13 protein-coding genes and 1 pseudogene are annotated in these 21,111 nt (G+C 73.0%); 7 read left to right on the top strand and 7 right to left on the bottom strand.

The window, feature by feature from the left end:
- Together ECOMGDLI_RS31605 and ECOMGDLI_RS36180 are read right to left on the bottom strand one after the other, a co-directional pair.
- Positions 1 to 1,309 (bottom strand): annotated as a pseudogene (locus ECOMGDLI_RS31605) (hypothetical protein); the annotation flags it as partial.
- A gap of 55 nt (positions 1,310 to 1,364) precedes the next feature.
- Positions 1,365 to 1,709, bottom strand: coding sequence for a hypothetical protein (locus ECOMGDLI_RS36180; RefSeq protein ID WP_233153713.1), 345 nt, complete (start codon positions 1,707 to 1,709; stop codon positions 1,365 to 1,367).
- A gap of 234 nt (positions 1,710 to 1,943) precedes the next feature.
- Here ECOMGDLI_RS36180 and ECOMGDLI_RS31610 point away from each other — a divergent pair, with 234 nt between their 5' ends.
- The 4 genes from ECOMGDLI_RS31610 (at position 1,944) to ECOMGDLI_RS31625 (ending at position 7,562) form a co-directional block, all read left to right on the top strand.
- Positions 1,944 to 3,551 carry a peptide chain release factor 3 gene (locus ECOMGDLI_RS31610; RefSeq protein WP_088320847.1) on the top strand — a complete coding sequence of 536 codons (1,608 nt, stop codon included), beginning with the start codon at positions 1,944 to 1,946 and terminating at the stop codon, positions 3,549 to 3,551.
- An 80-nt stretch (positions 3,552 to 3,631) separates the two neighbouring features.
- Complete coding sequence (locus ECOMGDLI_RS31615; RefSeq protein WP_088320848.1) at positions 3,632 to 5,314, top strand: ABC-F family ATP-binding cassette domain-containing protein; 1,683 nt, start codon at positions 3,632 to 3,634, stop codon at positions 5,312 to 5,314.
- Positions 5,315 to 5,421: 107 nt separating this feature from the next.
- Entirely contained in the window at positions 5,422 to 6,315 is an 894-nt protein-coding gene (locus ECOMGDLI_RS31620) for a homocysteine S-methyltransferase family protein (RefSeq protein ID WP_088320797.1), read from the top strand.
- Positions 6,312 to 7,562, top strand: a complete 1,251-nt coding sequence (locus tag ECOMGDLI_RS31625; protein WP_088320798.1) for a serpin family protein — start codon at positions 6,312 to 6,314, stop codon at positions 7,560 to 7,562. Before ECOMGDLI_RS31620 ends, ECOMGDLI_RS31625 begins: the two co-directional genes overlap by 4 nt.
- A 99-nt stretch (positions 7,563 to 7,661) precedes the next feature.
- On the opposite strand, the gene ECOMGDLI_RS36505 is transcribed toward ECOMGDLI_RS31625, so the two are convergent.
- The 5 genes from ECOMGDLI_RS36505 to sthA (ECOMGDLI_RS31650) all read right to left on the bottom strand — a co-directional run bounded on the left by ECOMGDLI_RS36505 (position 7,662) and on the right by sthA (ECOMGDLI_RS31650) (position 13,442).
- Positions 7,662 to 8,645, bottom strand: a complete 984-nt coding sequence (locus ECOMGDLI_RS36505) for a glycoside hydrolase family 11 protein (RefSeq protein WP_304441423.1) — start codon at positions 8,643 to 8,645, stop codon at positions 7,662 to 7,664.
- Between the two features lie 94 nt (positions 8,646 to 8,739).
- Positions 8,740 to 8,979, bottom strand: coding sequence for a hypothetical protein (locus ECOMGDLI_RS31635; RefSeq protein WP_088320800.1), 240 nt, complete (start codon positions 8,977 to 8,979; stop codon positions 8,740 to 8,742).
- 37 nt (positions 8,980 to 9,016) lie between these two features.
- Positions 9,017 to 10,441 (bottom strand): Si-specific NAD(P)(+) transhydrogenase, encoded by a 1,425-nt coding sequence (gene sthA / locus ECOMGDLI_RS31640; protein ID WP_088320801.1) that lies wholly within the window; start codon positions 10,439 to 10,441, stop codon positions 9,017 to 9,019.
- 49 nt (positions 10,442 to 10,490) lie between these two features.
- The gene (locus tag ECOMGDLI_RS31645; protein WP_088320849.1) at positions 10,491 to 11,777 is read right to left on the bottom strand and encodes a DUF2252 domain-containing protein; all 1,287 of its coding nucleotides are present in this window, start codon (positions 11,775 to 11,777) and stop codon (positions 10,491 to 10,493) included.
- Between the two features lie 96 nt (positions 11,778 to 11,873).
- Positions 11,874 to 13,442 (bottom strand): Si-specific NAD(P)(+) transhydrogenase, encoded by a 1,569-nt coding sequence (sthA, locus tag ECOMGDLI_RS31650; RefSeq protein WP_198955362.1) that lies wholly within the window; start codon positions 13,440 to 13,442, stop codon positions 11,874 to 11,876.
- A gap of 325 nt (positions 13,443 to 13,767) precedes the next feature.
- Between sthA (ECOMGDLI_RS31650) and pulA the strand changes: the two genes are divergently transcribed.
- From pulA to rpsI, 3 genes are all read left to right on the top strand, one after another.
- On the top strand, positions 13,768 to 19,671 hold the full coding sequence (pulA, locus tag ECOMGDLI_RS31655) for a pullulanase-type alpha-1,6-glucosidase (protein ID WP_088320802.1): 5,904 nt from the start codon (positions 13,768 to 13,770) through the stop codon (positions 19,669 to 19,671).
- 295 nt (positions 19,672 to 19,966) lie between these two features.
- Complete coding sequence (rplM, locus tag ECOMGDLI_RS31660; protein ID WP_088289678.1) at positions 19,967 to 20,410, top strand: 50S ribosomal protein L13; 444 nt, start codon at positions 19,967 to 19,969, stop codon at positions 20,408 to 20,410.
- Between the two features lie 42 nt (positions 20,411 to 20,452).
- A complete protein-coding gene (gene rpsI, locus ECOMGDLI_RS31665) occupies positions 20,453 to 20,950 on the top strand; it encodes a 30S ribosomal protein S9 (protein ID WP_088320803.1) in 498 nt (165 codons plus the stop codon).
- Positions 20,951 to 21,111: the final 161 nt, after the last annotated feature.

The following is a 21,111-nucleotide window of genomic DNA, read 5'->3' on the forward strand; positions in this document are numbered from 1 at the left end:
CGTTCGGCGGCGCGGGTGCCGGTCCGCCGCCGAACGAGGGTGCCGACGGCCAGGACGCCGCGGCGGGCGGCCCTCCTGCGGGCGCCGGCTGCCGGACCGGCGCTGGCGTTGCGACCGGTGCTACCGGCGCGACGGGAGGCGGCTGCGGGGGCAGCACGATCTCGGCCGGCGGCCGGGCGGCGAGCAGCCGGACCGCCTCCGCCCGGAAGTCGAAGCCGCACCGGCAGCCCTTGAGGGCGCCGTCCCGCTGCTGCGCGCCGCACGCCGGGCAGAAGGTCACGACGAACGCGTCGGCGCGCAGGCCCTGGCAGCGCGGGCAGACGAAGTCCGGCTGCATCCGGTTCAGCCGGAAGGCCTGCCGGAGCATCCCGGCCGGCGCGACGACGCTCACCCGGTTGACGATCTCGGTGAGGCGGCGCTGCTTCTCGGTGATCTGCCGGTACTCGTCGTTGACGAGCTTCTCCAGCCGGCAGTCGCGGCACACGAGCAGCCGCCGCTCGGGGAGGGTCTCGCGCAGCGCCGCCTGCTGCCGCAGGAAGAGCAGCGCCGGGGCGTCGGACTCCTCGAGCGTCAGCACAGGCAGCGGCAGCCCGCTGTCGAGCGCGCCCTCGACGGCCGCGGCGATCCGCTCGACGTGGGCGACGAGCGGCGGCGGCAGGTCGCCCGGCTGCGCGCCGAGCAGCGTCGCCACGTCGAGGACGCCGTCGATGTCCGTGCGGCCGAACCGTTCCGGCTCCGCGCCGGGCAGCCGGACCTCGAGGCCGACGACGCGCGCCCAGCGCTGCGGCCAGTCGTCCCGGACGCCGGAGAGCTTCCGGTCCGCGCTCGACAGCGCGGACCGCGCCCTCGCCGCGGCGGAGCCGCCGAACCGGTCGACGAGGGCCGGCGCCCCGGCACCCGGCGCCGCCGCGGCCGCCTGCGGCGCGGACCCGGCCGGGACGGCGGCCGGGCCGGACGTGCCGAGGGCCCGGTCGACGAGGGCCGTGAGCCGGCCGAAGAGGTCGGCGTACATCGCGTCGAGGCCGCGCACCTGGGCCGCGGCCGAGGGCCAGCGGTCCCAGAAGGCCACGTCGACCCGTGTGCCGTCGTCCACCGTCGCGAGCCGGACGGCGAGCCGCACCGGCAGCCGGTCGGCGGACATGGCCCCGCTCACGGTGCTCCCGCGCCCGGCCTCGACGAGCGTCGTCCGCTCGACGTCGACCGTGAACCCGTCGTCCGACACCGCGCGCAGCAGCGCCGTCCGGACCTGCCCGACGACCCCGGGAACGGTCCGGGACAGCTCGTGGCGGAAGGTCGCCCGCTCGTTCACGGGCAGGTGCCGGCGGCGGGCCGGTGCTCGGGCTTCGGCTCGGGCCGGGCCACCGTCAGCTCCAGTCGAGGTTGTTGAACGTGTCCCACTGCATCTGCGTCGCGGCGTACGCGGCGCCGTCCGCGACGATCTTGTCGTTCAGCTCGTCGCGCTCCTCGTCCGTCATCCCGTCGTCACCGTCGAGGACGTCGTCGACGAGGGTGCCGTCCGCGAGGCCGTCCCCGTCGTGGGCCGCCGCGACGACGGCCGCGGCGCCGACGGCAGCGGCCCCGGCGACCGCGGCGTCCGACGGGCGGCCGGCCTGGGTCCACTCCTGCCAGGCGTCGGCGACGCTGCGCCCGCGGGACGGCCTCGGCTCCTGCGGCGTCGGCCCCTGCGGTGGCGTGGCGGCTGCGGTCATGTCTGCTCCAACCCCCGGTGGCGGACACATCGAGGCCAGTATGCCAGCGGACGATCTAGGACGAACCGCCGATCCGGCGGGCGGGCCTCGCGGTCCGGGGACCACGTCGCGAGGTGCGGGTCGACGGCCGGGGCGGGGCGCCTCGCCCCGGTCCGGACGACCTACACTGGGGGTCCGGCCCGGGGCCCGTCGTCGCTCCCGTTCACGTCCGAGGAGCACCCCGTCGACACCGTCATCGCGCCCGACACCGTCCCCGCGCCCGGCGCCCGCGCCGTCCTCGACCAGGCGGCCCGGCGCCGCACGATCGCCGTCATCAGCCACCCGGACGCCGGCAAGTCCACGCTCACCGAGGCGCTCGCGCTGCACGCCGCCGTCATCGCGCGGGCCGGAGCGGTGCACGGCAAGGGCAGCCGGCACGGCACCGTCTCGGACTGGATGGAGATGGAGCGGGCCCGCGGCATCTCCATCACGTCGGCGGCGCTCCAGTTCGAGCACCACGGCTCGGTCGTCAACCTCGTCGACACCCCCGGTCACGCGGACTTCTCCGAGGACACCTACCGCGTGCTCGCCGCCGTCGACGCCGCGATCATGCTGCTCGACGCCGCGAAGGGCCTGGAGCCGCAGACGCTCAAGCTCTTCGAGGTCTGCCGGCACCGCAACCTGCCCGTGCTCACCGTCATCAACAAGTGGGACCGGCCGGGCCTCGACGCGCTCGCGCTCATGGACGAGATCGAGAGCACGATCGGGCTGCGGCCCACGCCGCTCACCTGGCCGGTGGGGATCGCGGGCGACTTCCGCGGGGTCCTCGACCGGCGCACCGGCGGGTACACCCGCTTCGACCGGACGGCGGGCGGCGCGACCGTCGCACCGGAGGATCACCTGACCCCCGAGCAGGCGCAGGCCCTCGAGGGCGAGGCCTGGACGACGGCGGTCGAGGAGAGCGACCTGCTCGCGGCGTCCGGCGCCGACCACGACCAGGAGACCTTCCTCGCGGCCCGGACGACGCCGGTGCTCTTCGCCTCGGCGGTGCAGAACTTCGGCGTCGGCCGGGTGCTCGACACCGTCGTCGAGGTGGGCCCGGCGCCGACGCCGCGCGAGCTCGTCACCGGCGGGGCGCGGCCGGTCGAGGCGCCGTTCAGCGCCGTCGTCTTCAAGGTGCAGGCCGGCATGGACGCCGCGCACCGCGACCGGCTCGCCTACGCCCGGGTCTGCTCCGGCGTCTTCGAGCGCGGCATGGTCGTCGTCCACGCGACGTCGGGGAGGCCGTTCCACACGAAGTACGCCCACGCCGTGTTCGGCCGCGAGCGGACGACGATCGAGACCGCCTACCCCGGGGACGTCGTGGGCCTGGTCAACGCCGGCAACCTGCGGCCCGGGGACACCCTGCACGTCGGGGCGAAGGTCGAGTTCCCGCCGATCCCCTCGTTCGCGCCGGAGCACTTCGCCGTCGTCCGGGCCCGGGACACCTCCCGGGCCAAGCAGTTCCGCCGCGGGATCGAGCAGCTCGACCAGGAGGGCGTGGTCCAGGTGCTGCGCTCGGACCTGCGCGGTGACCAGGCACCGGTGCTCGCCGCCGTCGGCCCCATGCAGTTCGAGGTCGCGACGTACCGGCTCGAGCACGAGTTCGGCGCGAAGGTCATGCTCGACCACCTCGACTACGGCCTCGCCCGGCGCACCGACGCGTCCGCCTCCGCGGCCCTGCGCGGGGTGCGCGGCGTCGAGGTGCTCACCCGCTCGGACGGCGAGGTGCTGGCCCTGTTCGTCGACCGCTGGCGGCTCGGCACGGTCGTCAAGGAGAACCCGGACCTGCTGCTCGAGCCGCTGGTCGGGGCGCGGGTCTGAGCCCCCGGCCGGCGCTGCCGTCGGCCCTCGGCGCGAAACCCCGGTGAGCCGACGGTGCCCCGGACGGCACAATGCCGGTCATGGGCCATGTCGACGTCAACGCGGTGTCCTTCACCCTCCCCGACGGCCGGCCCCTCCTGGACGAGGTGACGTTCCGGGTCGCGGACGGGACGACGACCGCGCTCATCGGGCCGAACGGCACGGGCAAGACCACGCTGCTGCGAATCGTCGCGGGTGACCTCGACGCGCACGGAGGTGCCGTGACCCGCAGCGGCGGCCTCGGCGTCATGCGCCAGTTCGTCGGCTCGGTGCGGGACTCGTCGACGGTGCGCGACCTGCTCGTGAGCGTGGCGCCGCCCCGGGTCCGCGGTGCCGCGGAGGCGCTCGACGCCGCCGAGCTCGCGATGATGGAGTCGGACGACGAGCCCACCCAGATGCGCTACGCCCAGACGCTGTCGGACTGGGCGGACGCGGGCGGCTACGAGATCGAGACCCTCTGGGACGTCGTGACGACGGCCGCGCTCGGCGTCCCGTTCGAGAGGGCGCAGTGGCGCGAGGTGCGGACCCTGTCGGGCGGCGAGCAGAAGCGGGTCGTCCTCGAGGCGCTGCTGCGCGGGCCGGACGAGGTGCTCCTGCTCGACGAGCCGGACAACTACCTCGACGTCCCCGGCAAGCGCTGGCTCGAGGAGCAGCTCGCCGCGACACCGAAGACCGTGCTGCTCGTCTCGCACGACCGCGAGCTCCTCAGCCGCGCGGCCGACCGGATCGTCACGCTCGAACCCGGTGCCGTCGGGGCGACCGCCTGGGTGCACGGGGGCGGCTTCGCGACCTACCACGACGCCCGCGCCGACCGGAACTCCCGGCTGGAGGAGCTGCGCCGCCGCTGGGACGAGGAGCACGTCAAGATCAAGACGCTCGTGCAGACGCTCAAGGTCAAGGCGAAGTACAACGACGGCATGTCCTCGCGGTACCAAGCGGCCCTGACCCGGCTGGCGAAGTTCGAGGAGGCCGGCCCGCCGCAGGAGACGCCGATCGAGCAGAAGGTGACGATGCGGCTGCGTGGCGGGCGCACCGGCAAGCGGGCCGTCGTCTGCGAGGGGCTCGAGCTCTCCGGGCTCATGAAGCCGTTCGACCTCGAGGTGTGGTTCGGCGAACGGGTCGGCGTGCTCGGCTCGAACGGGTCAGGCAAGTCGCACTTCCTCCGCCTGCTCGCGGCCGGTGGCTCCGACCCGGACATCGAGCACCGACCCGTCGACGAGCTGCCGGTGCCGCCCGTGAAGCACACCGGCCTGGCCCGGCTCGGGGCCCGGGTACGGCCGGGCTGGTTCGCCCAGACCCACGACCACCCCGAGCTCATGGGGCGGACCCTGCTGGAGATCCTGCACCGGGGCACCGACCACCGCGACGGTCTGCCCCGCGAGCCCGCGAGCCGGGCGCTCGACCGGTACGAGCTCGCGGCGGCCGCCGAGCAGACCTTCGACGTGCTCTCCGGCGGGCAGCAGGCGCGCTTCCAGATCCTCCTGCTGGAGCTGTCCGGGGCGACGATGCTGCTGCTCGACGAGCCGACGGACAACCTCGACCTGCACTCGGCCGAGGCGCTCGAGACCGGCCTGGCGGCCTTCGAGGGGACCGTGCTCGCGGTGACGCACGACCGGTGGTTCGCGCGGTCCTTCGACCGGTTCCTCGTGTTCGGCTCGGACGGGCGGGTCTACGAGAGCGACGGGCCGGTCTGGGACGAGACGCGCGTCGTCCGGGAGCGCTGACCGGGGTGACCGACCTGCCCGACGCCGGGCGGTCCGGGGGGCGGGTAGCGCATCTCACGCAGCGGACGGAACGACAACCCGCCGACCGGCCACCTACCGTTGATTGCATGGCGACCCTTGGTGACCTGCTGGCGGAGAACGGTGTGCTCGTCCTCGACGGGGCGATGGGCACCATGCTCCAGTCCGCGGGGCTCGACGACGGCGGTGCGCCGGAGCTGTGGAACGTCGAGCGGCCGGACGCCGTGCGCTCGATCCACGAGGCGTACCTCAAGGCCGGGGCCCGGGTCGTCACGACGAACACCTTCGGCGGCACCCGCCCGCGCCTGGACATGCACGGCCTCGGCGACCGCGTCGTCGAGCTCAACGCCGCCGCGGCCCGGCTCGCCCGCGAGGCCGCGGAGCCGTACGGGGCGCTCGTCGCCGGTGACCTCGGCCCGCTCGGCGAGCTCCTCGAGCCGCTCGGTGCCCTGAGCCCCGACGACGCGCAGGCCCTCTTCGCCGAGCAGGTCCGTGGGCTCGTCGAGGGCGGCATCGACCTCGTGCTCGTCGAGACGATGAGCGACCTCGGCGAGGTGGAGACCGCGGTGAAGGCGGCGCAGCAGGTCGCCGCGGAGACCGGCCGCGACCTGCCGGTCGTCGTCACGCTCTCGTTCGACACCAAGGGCCGCACCATGTTCGGGGTCACACCGGCCGCCGCGGTGACGACGCTCGCCGCGCTCGGGGTCACCGGCGTCGGCGGCAACTGCGGCCGCGGCCCGGAGGAGATGGAGGCGGTCGCGGAAGCGATGGCCGCCGTCCGGCCGGAAGGGCTGCTCCTCGTCGCCCAGTCGAACGCGGGCCTGCCGGTGCTCGTCGGCGACCGCTTCGAGTACACCGCGGGGCCCGAGGTCATGGCGGACCACGCCCTGCGGCTGCGCGCCCTCGGCATCGACCTCGTCGGTGCCTGCTGCGGTTCGACGCCCGACCACGTGCGCGCCATGAGCGAGGCGCTCCGCGCGTGACGACGGACGGGCCGCGCGCGGTGCGCGAGGCGGTCGCCCGGTACGCGGAGCGGTTCCACGCGGCGGCGCCGGCCGGGACGCACGTCGTCTCGCCGCTCGGCGCGTGGGTGCTCCTGGGGCTGCTCGCGCCGGCCGCCGAAGGCGTCGTCCGGGAACGGGTCGAGGACGCGCTGGGGCTCGACGCCCGCGCGGCGGCGGACGCCGTCCGGCGGCTGCTCGACCGGCCGCACCCCGCGGTCGCGTCGGCGCTCGGGCTCTGGACGGCGGCCGGGCTCGACCGGCCGCGGTACGAGCAGTGGGCGGCCGGGCTGCCCGCGGCGCTGACCCGCGGCCCGGTCCCGGAGCAGGCCGGGCTCGACGCCTGGGCCCGCGAGCACACGCTCGGGCTCGTCGAACGCTTCCCGGTCACGCTCGAGCCGGACACGGTGTCGGTGCTCGCGTCGGCGCTCGCGACGCGGGTGCGGTGGAGCAGCCCGTTCGACGTCGTGCCGTCCGAGCGGCTCGGCGGGCCGTGGGCGGGCGCCGTCGAGCGGGTGCTCAGCACACCGGGACACGGGCACCGGGTCGCCGTGGTCCGGGCCGCGCCCGGGCCCGTCGGCGCGCACGTCGCGGTGAGCGAGGACGGCAGCCTCGTCGTCCTCTCCGCCGTCGCGGACGCAGCGGTCCCGCGCGACGACGTCCTGCGGGTCGCGCACACGCTCGCCGTCCGTGCGGCGACGGCGGAGGCGGGTGACCTGCTGCCGGACGCCGTCGACGCGTTCGACCTGCCGCTCGGCGCGGGGCACTCGTGGACCGTCTCCGAGGGGCGCGAGCTCATCGTCGGCGGGGGAGACCGGACCGCCCGGACGACCGGGCTGCTGCCGGCCTGGGAGGCCTCGACCGAGCTCGACCTCACCGTCGACGAACGGCTCGGGATGCGTTCTGCCGCAGACACTCTCGTCGACCTGCTGCGCCCGCTGCCGGCGCCGTCGGTCGAGGCCCGGCAGGTCGCGGTCGCCCGGTGCACGGCGGCGGGCTTCGAGGCGGCGGCGGTGACGGCGATGGCCGTCGCGGCCGGGGCGATGATGCCGCGGGAGGGGCTGCTGCGCCGCGTCGAGGTGCGGTTCGCCCGGCCCTACGCGGTCGTCGCGGTCGCCCGGGACGTCGACGTCGCCGGCGCCGGTGCGTGGCACGGTGTCCCGGTGTTCAGCGCCTGGGTCGAGGAGCCCGCCGAGGCGTTCGCGCCGGAGCACGAGGCGTGGGGGTAGCGCCGGCCGCCCGAGCCCGCCGACCGGCACCGCGGTGGCCGGGACGCCCTGCTGCGACCAGCAGCGCGTCCCGGCCTCGAGGTGATGCCTGGACGTCGATCAGGCCGCCGCGCTGCAGCGGACGACGGCCGGCGCACCGGTCCCGGCGGTCAGCGTGAGGCCGACCTGACGGCTCGCGCCCGGTGCCAGAGGGCTGTCCGTCGACAGGCTGTACAGGCTGACCGTGCGCCCGCCGCCGGACCGGGTCGCGCCCGTGACGGCCGTGACCCACTGACCTCTGGGGACGGCGAGCCGCACCTTCCAGCGCGATGCCGGCACGGAGCCGGTGCTGGTCACGGTGACCGTGGCGGACGTGCTCGTCGCCGTCCGGCCGGTGACCGTGACCGTCGCAGTGCAGGCGGAGCGCTGCCCCGTGGGGGTGACGGTCGGCGTCGGTGTCACCGCCCCCTCGGACACCGTGAGGTCCGACGAGCCGCTGCTGTGGTAGCCCTCCGTCGCGAGCACCATGTAGTCGTGGGTGCCCAGGGGCATCCCCTTCGCAGCCCACGCGTCGAAGTGGTTGCCGACGGTGATCGTGCCGCCCACCCGCTTGGTCTGCCGCACGCTCCAGTACTGCGTGAAGGTCTTGGTGCCCTCGATCGACGGCGCGTTCGTGCGGATCGCGGTGTAGATGTCGTACGTGCCGCCGTCCGAGGTCACCGTGCCCTTGAAGGTGCCGGTCGGGCGGTAGGTGCCCCAGCTGTCGACGACGTAGTACTCCACCAGCGGGTTGTGGGCCCAGCCGTAGAGCGCGAGGTAGGCGTTCCCGTTGGGGGTGAAGGTGCCGGTGTACGACACGGTCCGGCGCGAGCCCGTCCGCCAGCCCTTGCCGCCGACCCAGTTGCCCTGGCCGCTCCAGGACGAGCTGTAGCGCCCGCCCTCGCCGAGCTCCATCGACGCCGGGCCGCCACCGTCGGTCCAGAACGTGTAGTAGAACCCGCCCTGCGTGCCGGTCGAGCTCGACGTGAGGGCAGCGTCCGCGTGGGACGTCCCGAGCAGGACCACAGGTACCGCGAGCAGCGGCAGGAGGAGGAGGCGTCGCAACCGTCGGAGCATGTCGGGTCCCTGCAGTCCGGGCGGGCCGGTCCCGCCGACAGTGCTGTGTGTCGCCCGGCGGCCCCGATGGTTGCCCGACCGGCTAGACGAGGTCGGCGAGAGCGGCGTCCGGGCCGAGCGTCTGCAGGCCGAGGTCGAGCTCCTCACGGACGTCGTCCACGGTGTCGTCGTGCCCGAGCACCTCGGGGACGTCGTTGCTCACCTCGAGCTGCTCGAGCAGGTCGTAGGCCTCGCCGAGCGTCGACGCGCCCAGGGACTGCGCCCAGCGCAACGTGTTGCGGGCGCTCGTCGACGGGTCGAACTCGTCCCAGGGATCGCTCACCCGGCCATCCAACCAGGGGCCCTGCCCCGCGGGGCGCTCAGAGCCCGAACCGTGCCACCGCGCGCATCTTGTTCACGGCGTCCAGCGCCGCGACCTTGTACGCCTCGGAGAGCGTCGGGTAGTTGAAGACGGTGTCGACGAGCTGGTCGACCGTCCCGTCGCAGGTCATGATCGCCTGGCCGAGGTGGACGAGCTCGGTGGCGTGCGAGCCGAAGACGTGGACGCCGAGCAGCCGCCGGGAGTTCGTCGAGACGAGCAGCTTGAGCATCCCGTAGGAGTCGCCGATGATCTGGCCGCGCGCGAGCTCGCGGTACCTCGAGATGCCGACCTCGTACGGCACCGACGTGCTCGTCAGCTCGTCCTCGGTCTGCCCGCAGTAGGAGATCTCGGGGATCGTGTAGATCCCGATCGGCTGCAGCGCCACCAAGGAGTTCGCCGGCTCCCCGCACGCGTGGTACGCCGCGAGCCGGCCCTGCTCCATCGACGTCGCGGCGAGCGCCGGGAAGCCGATGACGTCGCCGACGGCGTAGATGTGCGGCACCGAGGTCTGGAACGACGGGCCGACCTGGATCCGGCCGCGCTTGTCGGCCGTGAGCCCCGCCTTCTCCAGGTCGAGCTCGTCGGTGGCGCCCTGCCGGCCGGCCGAGTACATGACGGCGTCCGCGGGGATCCGCTTGCCGCTCGCCAGCGTCGTCACCGTGCCGCGGTCGTTGGCGACGACGCTCTCGACGGTCTCCCCGAACCGGAAGGTCACCGACAGGTCGCGCAGGTGGAACTTCAGCGCCTCCGTCACCTCGGAGTCGCAGAAGTCGAGCATCCGGTCCCGCTGCTCGACGACGGTGACCCGGCAGCCGAGGGCGGCGAACATCGACGCGTACTCGATGCCGATGACCCCCGCGCCGACGACGACGAGCGAGCGCGGGATCTCGTCGAGGTGGAGGATCCCGTCGCTGTCGAGGATCCGCCGGTCGTCGAACTGGATCGTCGGCGGGTGCGCCGGGCTCGTGCCGGTCGCGATGACGATCCGGTCGGCGCTCACGAGCCGCTCGCCGTCGTGCTCGGCGCGGACGGCGACCGTGTGCGGGTCGACGAAGCGGCCCGTGCCGTGCACGAGGTCGACCCCGTTGCGGAAGAGCTGGGACCGGACGACCTCGATCTCCCGGCCGATGACGTGCTGGGTGCGCGCCGTGAGGTCGCCGATCGCGATGTCGTCCTTGACCCGGTAGTTCTGCCCGTACATCTCCCGCTGGTTGAGGCCGGTGAGGTACAGCACCGCCTCGCGCAGGGTCTTGCTCGGGATCGTGCCCGTGTTGATGCAGACCCCGCCGACCATGGACCGGCGCTCGACGACCGCCGCCCGCCGTCCGAGCTTGGCGGCGGCGATGGCCGCCTTCTGCCCGCCGGGCCCGGACCCGAGCACGAGGAGGTCGTAGTCGTACGGGGACGAGGGCTGTGCTGGCATCGCGACTCCCCGGGCAGGCGTGACGGCTGCGCCGATCGTACGCGCGGGGTCAGCCGGCGGGCGGTGCGCTCGAGGTCGGCGTCACGGCGTCGAACGCCCCGCCGCGGAACGCGTCGACGAACAGGCGGTGGTCGCGCCGCGCCCGGTCCGCGTAGAGCCGGCCGAACTCGACGAGCTCGGCGACGAACGTGTCGCCGCGGTCGCCGACCCCTTCCGCGACGGCGTGCTCGACGCTGAAGTCGACGATCTCCGAGTCGCTGTCGACGTCCGAGACGCAGTGGATCTTCGCGGTCGCGCGGCCGAGCTGCTCGACGACGGCGGCCACCTCGTCGGGCTCGGTGATGTCGTCCCACGCGAGGTCCTGCTCGTAGGGGGAGTACTCGGAGACGACGAACCCGACCGGCCCGGCACCGCGGACGTCGAGCTCGGTCCACCCGAGGAAGCGGTCTGCGTGCGCCTGGAGCGCGCGCTGCGAGAGCGCCGTCCGGTGCCCGTGGTGGTGGAAGCGGTGGTCCTCCCGGGCGGCCTGCGGGACGGCGAGCACCGGGGCCGCGACGTTGCCCTGCTTCATCGTGAGGATCACGTCGTTGTCGAGCGCCTGGGTGAAGCCCTCGATGAGGAACGAGTACGCGGGCAGCCCCGCGCTGCCGATCCCGAGCCCGCTCTTGCCGACGACGTCGAGCACGTCGAAGACGACGTCGTCGCGGCGGCCGTGGTCGGGCAGCGTCGCGCGGTAGGCGTCGAAGGCCGCACAGGCCGCCTCGCGCTCGCCGTCCTCGAGCCGCCGCACCCCGCGGCGCTCGGTGAAGCGCCGCCGGTAGCCGTCGACGACGGTCTCGGCGTCGAGCAGGCCGACCCGGGTACGCAGCTTGGCCCGGTGCAGCGCGTCGAGGACGGCACCCTGCGCCGTGCCGAGGGTCAGCGCCCACTCGGTGTCGTCCTCGACCTGCGTGTAGTGCCGCACCTGGTCGAGGTAGCCGCGTGCGTACCGCGCCGTGAGGTCGGCGATCGCGTCGTCGGGGAGCGCCTTGCGCAGCCCGAGCAGGGCCAGGCTGGCGGCGAACCGCTGCAGGTCCCACGTCCAGTGCCCGAGGTAGGCCTCGTCGAAGTCGTTGACGTCGAAGACGAGCCGGCCCCCGGAGTCGAGGTAGGTCCCGAAGTTCTCCGCGTGCAGGTCGCCCTGGATCCAGACCCGCGCCCCCTGCTCGGTGACCCACGGGTCGTCGGTGTCTGCGAGGTCCGCGTAGAACACCGTCGCGCTGCCGCGGTAGAAGGCGAACGGGTCGGCCGCCATCTTGCGGAACTTCACCCGGAACGCGTCCGGGTCGGCGTGCATGAGGTCCTCGAAGGCCGTCGTGAGGACGGTGACGAGGTGCTCGGTCCGGCTGTCGTCGTCCGTGCTGGTTGCTGCGTCCGGGATCACCCGGTGACGTTAACCACGGACCTTGCGGGGTGCACGGGCGGACGGCGCGGTGCTCCTCGCCGAGCGGGGCGCGGGCACACGTGGCGTCGCGGCCACGGCGTCGGAGGGCGCGGCGGACGGTGCGGCGGACGGTGCGGCGGACGGTGCGACGGCCTTCGGTGTGACCGGCACGTCGAGCTGGGCGACGGCGCGCAGCTTGTTCACGGCGTCCAGCGCCGCGACCTTGTACGCCTCGGAGAGCGTCGGGTAGTTGAAGACGGTGTCGACGAGCTGGTCGACGGTGCCCCCGCAGGTCATGATCGCCTGCCCGAGGTGGACGAGCTCGGTGGCGTGCGAGCCGAAGACGTGGACGCCGAGCAGGTGCCGGGTGTGCGACGAGACGAGCAGCTTGAGCATGCCGTAGGAGTCGCCGATGATCTGGCCCCGGGCGAGCTCGCGGTACCGGGAGATGCCCACCTCGTAGGGCACGCGGCTGCCCGTGAGCTGCTCCTCGGTCTGCCCGCAGTAGGAGATCTCGGGGATCGTGTAGATCCCGATCGGCTGCAGCGCGACGAGCGAGTTCACCGGTTCGCCGCACGCGTGGTAGGCCGCGAGCCGGCCCTGCTCCATCGACGTCGACGCGAGCGCCGGGAAGCCGATGACGTCGCCGACGGCGTAGATGTGCGGCACCGAGGTCTGGTACGTCGGGCCGACCTCGATCCGGCCGCGCCGGTCGGCGGTGAGCCCGGCCTTCGCCAGATCGAGCGCCTCGGTCGCGCCCTGCCGGCCGGCCGAGTACATGACCGCCTCGGCGGGGATGCGCTTGCCGCTCGCCAGCGTCGTCACGGTGCCCCGCGGGCTCGCCTCGACGCTCTCGACGCTCTCGCCGAACCGGAAGGTCACCGACAGGTCGCGCAGGTGGAACTTCAGCGACTCGGTGACCTCGGAGTCGCAGAAGTCGAGCATCCGGTCCCGCTGCTCGACGACGGTCACCTTGGTGCCGAGCGCGGCGAACATCGACGCGTACTCGATGCCGATGACCCCGGCGCCGACGACGACCATCGACCGGGGGAGGACGTCGAGATGGAGGATCCCGTCGCTGTCGAGGATCCGCGGGTCGTCGAAGTCGATGTTCGCGGGCCGGGCGGGGCGGGTGCCGGTCGCGATGACGATGCGCTCGCCGCTCACCTGGCGGTGGGTGCCGTCGCCGGCGTCCACGAGCACGGTGTGCGGGTCGACGAACCGGGCGGAGCCGGGGACGAGGTCGACCCCGTTGCGGAAGAGCTGGGACCGGACGACCTCGATCTCGCGGCCGATGACGTGCTGCGTGCGGCCGAGCAGGTCGTCGACGGCGATGTCGTCCTTGACCCGGTAGTTCTGGCCGTAGAGCTCACGCATGTTGAGGCCCGTGAGGTAGAGCACCGCCTCGCGCAGGGTCTTGCTGGGGATCGTGCCGGTGTTGATGCACACCCCGCCGACCATGGAGCGGCGCTCGACGACGGCGGCCCGGCGGCCGAGCTTGGCCGCCGCGATGGCGGCCTTCTGCCCGCCCGGCCCGGAGCCGAGCACGAGCAGGTCGTAGTCGTGGTCGTGGTCCACGGTGCGGTTCCCTCCTGCGCCCGGGCGGGCGCCCGGTCCGTCCTTGTCATCGGCGCCCCGGTGGCCGGACCTGACCTCGGAGTGCCGTGTCGTCGCGGGACCGGGCCGGGATGCTGGAGAGGTCAACTACCTTGCATCGTTCTTGCGCGAAAAATTGCACTGCAAACGCTTCCGCTTGCTCACCCGTTCGGGCTAACGTCATCGCCACACTGGGTGTCGATGTCGGACACACCACTCAGATCAGACGATCAAGGGTGATCGGACTGTCGCTCCCGGTAATGGCCCTGCCGCCATAGTTCCGCCTCTGCGTACCGGGAGTCATCGCATGAGTGTGTTGTCACGCCATTTCTTGCGCGGCCGAGGCCGCCTCTCATTCATCGCCCTGGGGGTGTCGGCGGCGCTCGGCGTCACGCTGGCGCAGGCCGGGCCGGCGGCGGGACTGGGGAGCCCCGCCGCGGCGTCCGTGGCCGTCCCCCGCGCCGCCCTGGCCGCCGCCCCGACGAGCGTGACGCTCGTCGGCAGCCTCCAGAGCGAGCTCGGCTGCCCCGACGACTGGGCGCCGCCGTGCGAGGCGACGATGCTCGCCCCGGTCGCCGGCACGTCGACGTGGGAGCGGACCTTCACCGTCCCCGCCGGCACGTACGAGTACAAGGTCGCGATCAACGGCGGCTGGGACGAGAACTACGGCACCGGCGGGGTCTCGAACGGGCCGAACTACCCGTTCGTGCTCGCCGGGCCGACGAAGGTCCGGTTCCGCTACGACGCCGAGAGCCACCTCGTGACGCTCGCGCTGCCCGACCTGCCGGGCACGAGCGTCACCGCCGCCGACCGGGCGCTCGCCGGCCGCTCGCTGCGCGACGACCTCACCCGTGAGCGCTTCTACTTCGTCATGACCGACCGCTTCGCCAACGGCTCGACCGCCAACGACCTGGGCGGCTACCCGGACGCGAAGACCGCGGGCCTCGACCCGACGCACAAGGGCTACTACCACGGCGGCGACCTGGCCGGCCTGACGTCGAAGCTCGACTACATCAAGGGCCTCGGGACGACGTCCATCTGGCTCACGCCGTCCTTCAAGAACAAGCCCGTGCAGGACAACAACGGTTTCCCGAGCGCCGGCTACCACGGCTACTGGATCACCGACTTCACCCAGATCGACCCGCACATGGGGACGAACGCGGAGCTGAAGACGCTCATCGACCGGGCGCACGCCAAGGGGATGAAGGTCTTCTTCGACATCATCACCAACCACACCGCGGACGTCATCGACTACACCGAGAAGAAGTACGACTACGTCGACAAGGCGACCTCGCCGTACCAGGACGCGAGCGGGAAGGTGTTCGACGACAAGGCCTTCGCGGGCAAGGACACCTTCCCCGCGATGGACGCCGCGACGTCCTTCCCGTACACGCCGGTCTTCCCGACCGAGGCGGACAAGACCGTCAAGGTCCCGGCCTGGCTCAACGACCCGACGCTCTACCACAACCGCGGCAACAGCACCTTCGCCGGTGAGAGCAGCGAGTACGGCGACTTCTTCGGCCTCGACGACCTGTTCACCGAGAACCACACCGTCGTCAAGGGCATGGAGGACATCTACAACGCCTGGGTCGACTTCGGGGTCGACGGCTTCCGGATCGACACGACGAAGCACGTGAACATGGAGTTCTGGCAGGACTTCATCCCCTCGATCCGCAAGGAGGCCGCGAACGTCGGCAACCCCGACTTCTTCGCCTTCGGCGAGGTCTTCGACGCCGACCCGCGGTTCACGTCCCGGTACTCGACGCAGGGCACGCTCCAGGCGACCCTCGACTTCCCGTTCCAGGCCAAGGCACAGGCGTTCGCCACGGGCAAGGAGACGACCGGGCTGCGGGACGTCTTCGCGGCCGACGACTGGCACATCGACGCCGACGGCAACAACTACGCGGCGCCGACGTTCCTCGGCAACCACGACATGGGCCGGATCGGCAACTTCATCTCCACGGGCGTCCCCGGCATCACCGCCGACGAGACGCTGAAGCGGGACATGCTCGCGAACTCGCTCATGTTCACCAGCCGCGGCCAGCCCGTCGTCTACTACGGCGACGAGCAGGGCTTCGTCGGTGACGGCGGCGACCAGGACGCACGCCAGGACATGTTCCCGAGCAAGGTCGCCACGTACAACGACGACGACCTCATCGGCACCGACGCGACGACCGCGCAGGACAACTTCGACACCAGGCACCCGCTCTACCGCTGGATCTCGGGCCTGGCGAAGCTCCGGGCGCAGCACCCCGCGCTCGCCGACGGCGCGCAGATCCACCGGTACTCCTCGGACGCCGCGGGGGTCTACGCGTTCAGCCGCGTGGACCGGGCGACCGGCCGGGAGTACGTCGTCGCCCTCAACAGCGCGACGACGGCGAGGACGGCGTCCTTCGCGACGTACGGCAAGGGCGGCGCGCAGTTCGACGGTCTCTTCGGTGGCGCCAAGCGGCTCGTCGCCGACCGGGAGGGCCGGGTCACCGTGACCGTCCCGCCGCTCACCGCCCTGGTGTGGAAGGCCGAGGCCGGGCTGCCGCGGCGCGCCGCCGCGCCGTCCGCGACCTGGGTCAGCCCCGCCCCCGGCGGCACGCTGTCGCCGGCCCCCGCCGCGAACCCGGCCGCCGGCCGCGTCGAGCTGCGGGTCGCGGTGCCGGAGAACGCCTTCAGCGAGGTGACCTACGCCTGGCGGGTCGCCGGCACCCAGGACTGGACGAAGCTCGGCACGGACGACAACGCGCCGTACCGGGTCATGCCCGACGCGAGCGGTCTCGCCAAGGGCACGGTCGTCGAGACCCGGGCCGTCGTCCGGGACGCGAGCGGCAACCTCTCGGCGTCGTCCTCGTTCGGCGTCGTCGGCGAGCCGTCCGGTGGGAGCACCGGTGGCGGCGGGCCGATCGACCCGGTCGTGCAGCCGGCCAACGTCAGCGTGCCCGGTGACCACAACAGCGAGATGGGCTGCGCCGCCGACTGGGCGCCGGACTGCGACCAGGCCCAGCTGACCCGCGACCCCAAGGACGACGTCTGGAAGGGGACCTACACGATCCCCGCGGGCGCCTACGCCTACAAGGCCGCGGTGAACAAGTCCTGGGACGAGAACTACGGGGTCGGTGCCGTCCCGAACGGCGGCAACATCTCCTACACGAACCCCGGCACCGTGAGCTTCTACTACGACCACGGCACGCACTGGGTGACGAGCGACGCGCAGGGCCCGATCATCACCGCGCCCGGCTCGTTCCAGTCCGAGCTCGGCTGCCCGGCCGACTGGTCGCCGGACTGCATGCGCTCGTGGCTGCAGGACCCGGACGGCGACGGCACCTTCACCTTCCGGACCGACCGGATCCCGGCCGGCTCCTACGAGATGAAGGCCGCGCACGGCCTCGCGTGGACCGAGAACTACGGTGCCGGCGGGGTGAAGGACGGCGGGAACATCCCGTTCGCCGTCCCGGCCGACGGCACGATCATGACGTTCTCGTACGTGCTGTCGACGCACGTCCTCACCGTCACGGCCTCCAAGGCCGGCTCGGCGGCGGACCTGTCGAAGGCCAAGGCGCACTGGGTCGCCCGTGACCTCGTCGCGTGGCCGGCCGACCAGGTGCCGGACGTCGACCCGGGCACCCTCGGCTGGCGGCTGCACTGGTCGAAGGACGGCGGCCTCGGGCTCGACGCCGAGGCCGTCACCGGCGGCGAGTCCGCGGCGCTCACGTGGGACCCGAAGGGGCTGCCCGCGGCCGTCGTCGCGAAGTACCCGGCGCTCGAGGGGTACCTGGCGCTGCGGCTGCCCGACCGGGTCGCGCGGCAGGCGCCGTCGATCCTCACCGGGCAGGTCGCGGTCGGGCTCTACGACGACCTCGGCGCCCTGCTCGACGCGTCGGGCGTCCAGGTGCCCGGGGTGCTCGACGACCTCTACGCCGGCAGGGCGACCGGTCAGCGGCTCGGCGTGACCTTCGACGGGGCGGGGACGCCGTCCGCGGCCCCCACGTTCCGGCTGTGGGCGCCGACGGCGCAGGCCGCGACGCTCCTCGTCTGGCCCGCGGGCCGGGCGCTGAGCGCGGCACCGGTGCGGGTCCGGCCGGAGCTGTCGGCGGCCTCCGGCGTGTGGACCGCCGAGGGCGGGAAGGGCTGGCGCAACGCGCGGTACCTCTGGGAGGTCACCGTCTGGGCGCCGTCCGCGAAGAAGGTCGTGACGAACCGGGTCACCGACCCGTACTCGACGGGGCTGACGACCGGGTCGACGCACTCGGTCGCCGTCGACCTCGCGGACCCGGCCTTCCGGCCGGGGCCGTGGCGGACGGCGAAGGCACCGGCGCTGAAGCGGTCCGTGGACCAGACGATCTACGAGCTGCACGTGCGGGACTACTCGGTCGACGACGCGACGGTGCCGGCCGCGCACCGCGGCACGTACCTCGCGTTCGCCGACGAGGGCCTGGGCCGCAAGCACCTGCGCGAGCTCGCGAAGTCCGGGCTCACGACGGTGCACCTGCTCCCGACGTTCGACATCGCGACGATCGAGGAGGACCGCGCGAAGCAGGCCGCCCCGGACTGCGACCTGCCGTCGCTGCCCGCCGACTCCGACGCGCAGCAGGCCTGCGTGGGCGCCGTCGCCGGCAAGGACGGCTACAACTGGGGCTACGACCCGTACCACTGGTCGGTGCCCGAGGGCTCGTACGCGACCGACCCGGACGGCGGCGCCCGCGTCGCCGAGTTCCGCACCATGGTCGGCGCGCTGCACTCCGACGGGCTCCACGTCGTCCTCGACCAGGTGTTCAACCACACCGCCGAGGCCGGGCAGGGCGACCGCTCGGTCCTCGACAAGGTCGTGCCCGGCTACTACCACCGGCTCAACCCGAAGACCGGTGCGGTGGAGACCTCGACCTGCTGCCAGAACGTCGCGACCGAGCACGCCCTCGCGCAGAAGATGATGGTGGACTCCGTCGTCCGCTGGGCGCGGGACTACAAGGTCGACGGCTTCCGGTTCGACCTCATGGGTCACGCGTCGAAGGCGAACATGCTCGCCGTCCGCTCCGCGCTCGACGCCCTGACGCCGGCGAAGGACGGCGTCGACGGGCGGAAGGTCTACGTCTACGGCGAGGGCTGGAACTTCGGCGAGGTCGCGAACGACGCGCTCTTCGTCCAGGCCCGGCAGGGCAACCTCGGCGGGACCGGGATCGGGACCTTCTCCGACCGGCTGCGGGACGGCGTCCGCGGCGGCGGGCCCTTCGACGAGGACCCGCGCAAGCAGGGCTTCGGCTCGGGGCTGTTCACCGACCCGAACGCCTCGCCGGCGAACGGCACCGCCGACGAGCAGAAGGCGACGCTCCTGCACGACCAGGACCTCGTGAAGCTCGGGATGGCCGGCAACCTGCGGGCGTTCACCTTCACCGACGCGACCGGGAAGACCGTGCGCGGCGACCAGGTGGACTACAACGGCTCGCCGGCCGGGTACGCCGACCAGCCCGACGAGGTCGTCACGTACGTCGACGCGCACGACAACGAGACCCTCTGGGACGCGCTGACGTACAAGCTGCCGCCCGCGACGCCGATGGCCGACCGGGTGCGGATGAACACCGTGTCCATGGCGACCGTCGCGCTCGCCCAGACCCCGGCGTTCTTCCACGCGGGCTCGGACCTGCTCCGGAGCAAGTCGCTCGACCGGAACTCGTACGACTCGGGCGACTGGTTCAACCACCTCGGCTGGCCGGGCGGCGCGTCCGTCGACAACGGCTTCGGCCGCGGGCTGCCGCCCAAGGCGGACAACGAGTCGAAGTGGCCGTACGCGAAGCCGCTGCTCGGTGACCCGGCGCTGAAGCCGTCGGCGGCCGACGTCGCGACGGCGACGGCGGGTGCGCAGGACCTCCTGCGGCTGCGGTTCTCGAGCCCGCTGTTCCGGCTCGGGTCGGCGGACGAGATCACGAAGCGGGTGAGTTTCCCGCTCGGCGGCCCGGACCAGACCCCCGGCGTCGTCGTCATGCGGATCTCCGACACCGTGGGGACGGACCTCGACCCCACGGCGAAGAGCCTGCTCGTCGTCCTCAACGCCTCCCCGAAGGCGACGACCCAGACCGTGACCGACCTCGTGGGGGCGTCGCTGGCCCTCTCGCCGGTCCAGACGGCCGGGGCCGACCCGGTGGTCCGGACGACGTCCTGGGACGCCGCCGAGGGCGCGGTGACGGTGCCGGCCCGCACCGTCGCCGTCCTCGTCGAGCAGCAGTGACGGCGGCGGCGGGCAGGGTCCCGGCCGGAATGGTCAGGAGCACTGCAGTTCATCGGCGAGAATAGGTGCCGAACGGGTGCCGGGGTGCCGTCGGAGGGCGCGTTTTGACCCCCCGTCGGCGCCCCGGTAACCTCATAGGTCGTTGTGCTCCTGCGTGGACGCCCGCACTCGCGGTGCCGCCCGCTCGAGGGCCCTCGACCCGGCCACATGAACCCGGCAGGCCCCGTGAGAACGGGGTCCGCAGGCCTGTGACCGGCTCGTGAATGTCATCCGGATGAGGACGAAGGCTACGACTGTGCGCACGTACACCCCCAAGGCCGCCGACGTCGAGCGGCGCTGGCACGTCATCGACGCGACCGACGTCGTGCTCGGCCGTCTCGCCTCGCAGGTCGCGATCCTGCTGCGTGGCAAGCACAAGCCGACCTTCGCCGCTCACCTCGACACCGGTGACTTCGTCGTGATCATCAACGCGGACAAGGTCGCCCTGACGGGCAACAAGCGCGAGCAGAAGAAGGCGTACCGCCACTCGGGCTACCCGGGCGGCCTGCGGGCCACCGGCTACACCGAGCTGCTCGAGAAGAACCCGGAGCGCGCCGTCGAGAAGGCCGTCCGCGGCATGATCCCGAAGAACACCCTGGGTCGCGCTCAGCTGAGCAAGCTCAAGGTCTACCGCGGTTCCGAGCACCCCCACCAGGCGCAGAAGCCGCAGCCGTACGAGATCTCGCAGGTCGCGCAGTAAGCCACGCGCCCCGCACGTCGAACCACCGAATCAAGGAGAACCGTGGCTGAGACCACTGCCGAGATCGAGGACGTCGTCCTCGACGGCGAGGACGCACCGAGCAGCTACACCACCTCGACGCCGCAGACCCGTGGCGGCGGCTCGAGCATCACGGCCCCTGGCGCCGCCACCGGCCGCCGCAAGGAGGCCATCGCGCGCGTCCGCCTCGTGCCGGGCAGCGGGCAGTGGAAGATCAACGGGCGCACGCTCGAGGACTACTTCCCGAACAAGGTCCACCAGCAGCTCGTCAACGACCCCTTCAAGGTCACCGAGACCGAGGGTCGCTTCGACGTCATCGCGCGGATCCACGGCGGCGGCTCGTCCGGCCAGGCCGGCGCGCTGCGTCTCGGCGTGGCCCGTGCCCTCAACGGCATCGACCTCGAGGCGAACCGCCCGACGCTGAAGAAGTCCGGGTTCCTCACCCGCGACGCGCGGGTCAAGGAGCGCAAGAAGGCCGGTCTCAAGAAGGCCCGCAAGGCGCCTCAGTACAGCAAGCGCTGACCTGCGGCCACCCGCCGACGGTCCACGTGCGGCCCCGGAACGCCTCGTGCGGTCCGGGGCCGTCGTGCGTCCGCGTGCCGGGTGAACGACGGTGCGCCCGCGCCTGAACAGCGGACGGCCCTGCACGATGTGATGATCTGTACGACTCTGTCCGGATACGC

It is taken from the genome of Kineosporia sp. R_H_3 (assembly GCF_002198675.1).
Taxonomy (GTDB): domain Bacteria; phylum Actinomycetota; class Actinomycetes; order Actinomycetales; family Kineosporiaceae; genus R-H-3.

Bases quoted from the DNA above. Each gene is read 5' to 3' on its own strand.
- ECOMGDLI_RS36180 (WP_233153713.1), bottom strand. From the start codon at position 1,709: ATGACCGCAGCCGCCACGCCACCGCAGGGGCCGACGCCGCAGGAGCCG.
- ECOMGDLI_RS31615 (WP_088320848.1), top strand. From the start codon at position 3,632: ATGGGCCATGTCGACGTCAACGCGGTGTCCTTCACCCTCCCCGACGGC.
- ECOMGDLI_RS31620 (WP_088320797.1), top strand. From the start codon at position 5,422: ATGGCGACCCTTGGTGACCTGCTGGCGGAGAACGGTGTGCTCGTCCTC.
- sthA (WP_088320801.1), bottom strand. From the start codon at position 10,441: ATGCCAGCACAGCCCTCGTCCCCGTACGACTACGACCTCCTCGTGCTC.
- ECOMGDLI_RS31645 (WP_088320849.1), bottom strand. From the start codon at position 11,777: ATGCACGCCGACCCGGACGCGTTCCGGGTGAAGTTCCGCAAGATGGCG.
- pulA (WP_088320802.1), top strand. From the start codon at position 13,768: ATGAGTGTGTTGTCACGCCATTTCTTGCGCGGCCGAGGCCGCCTCTCA.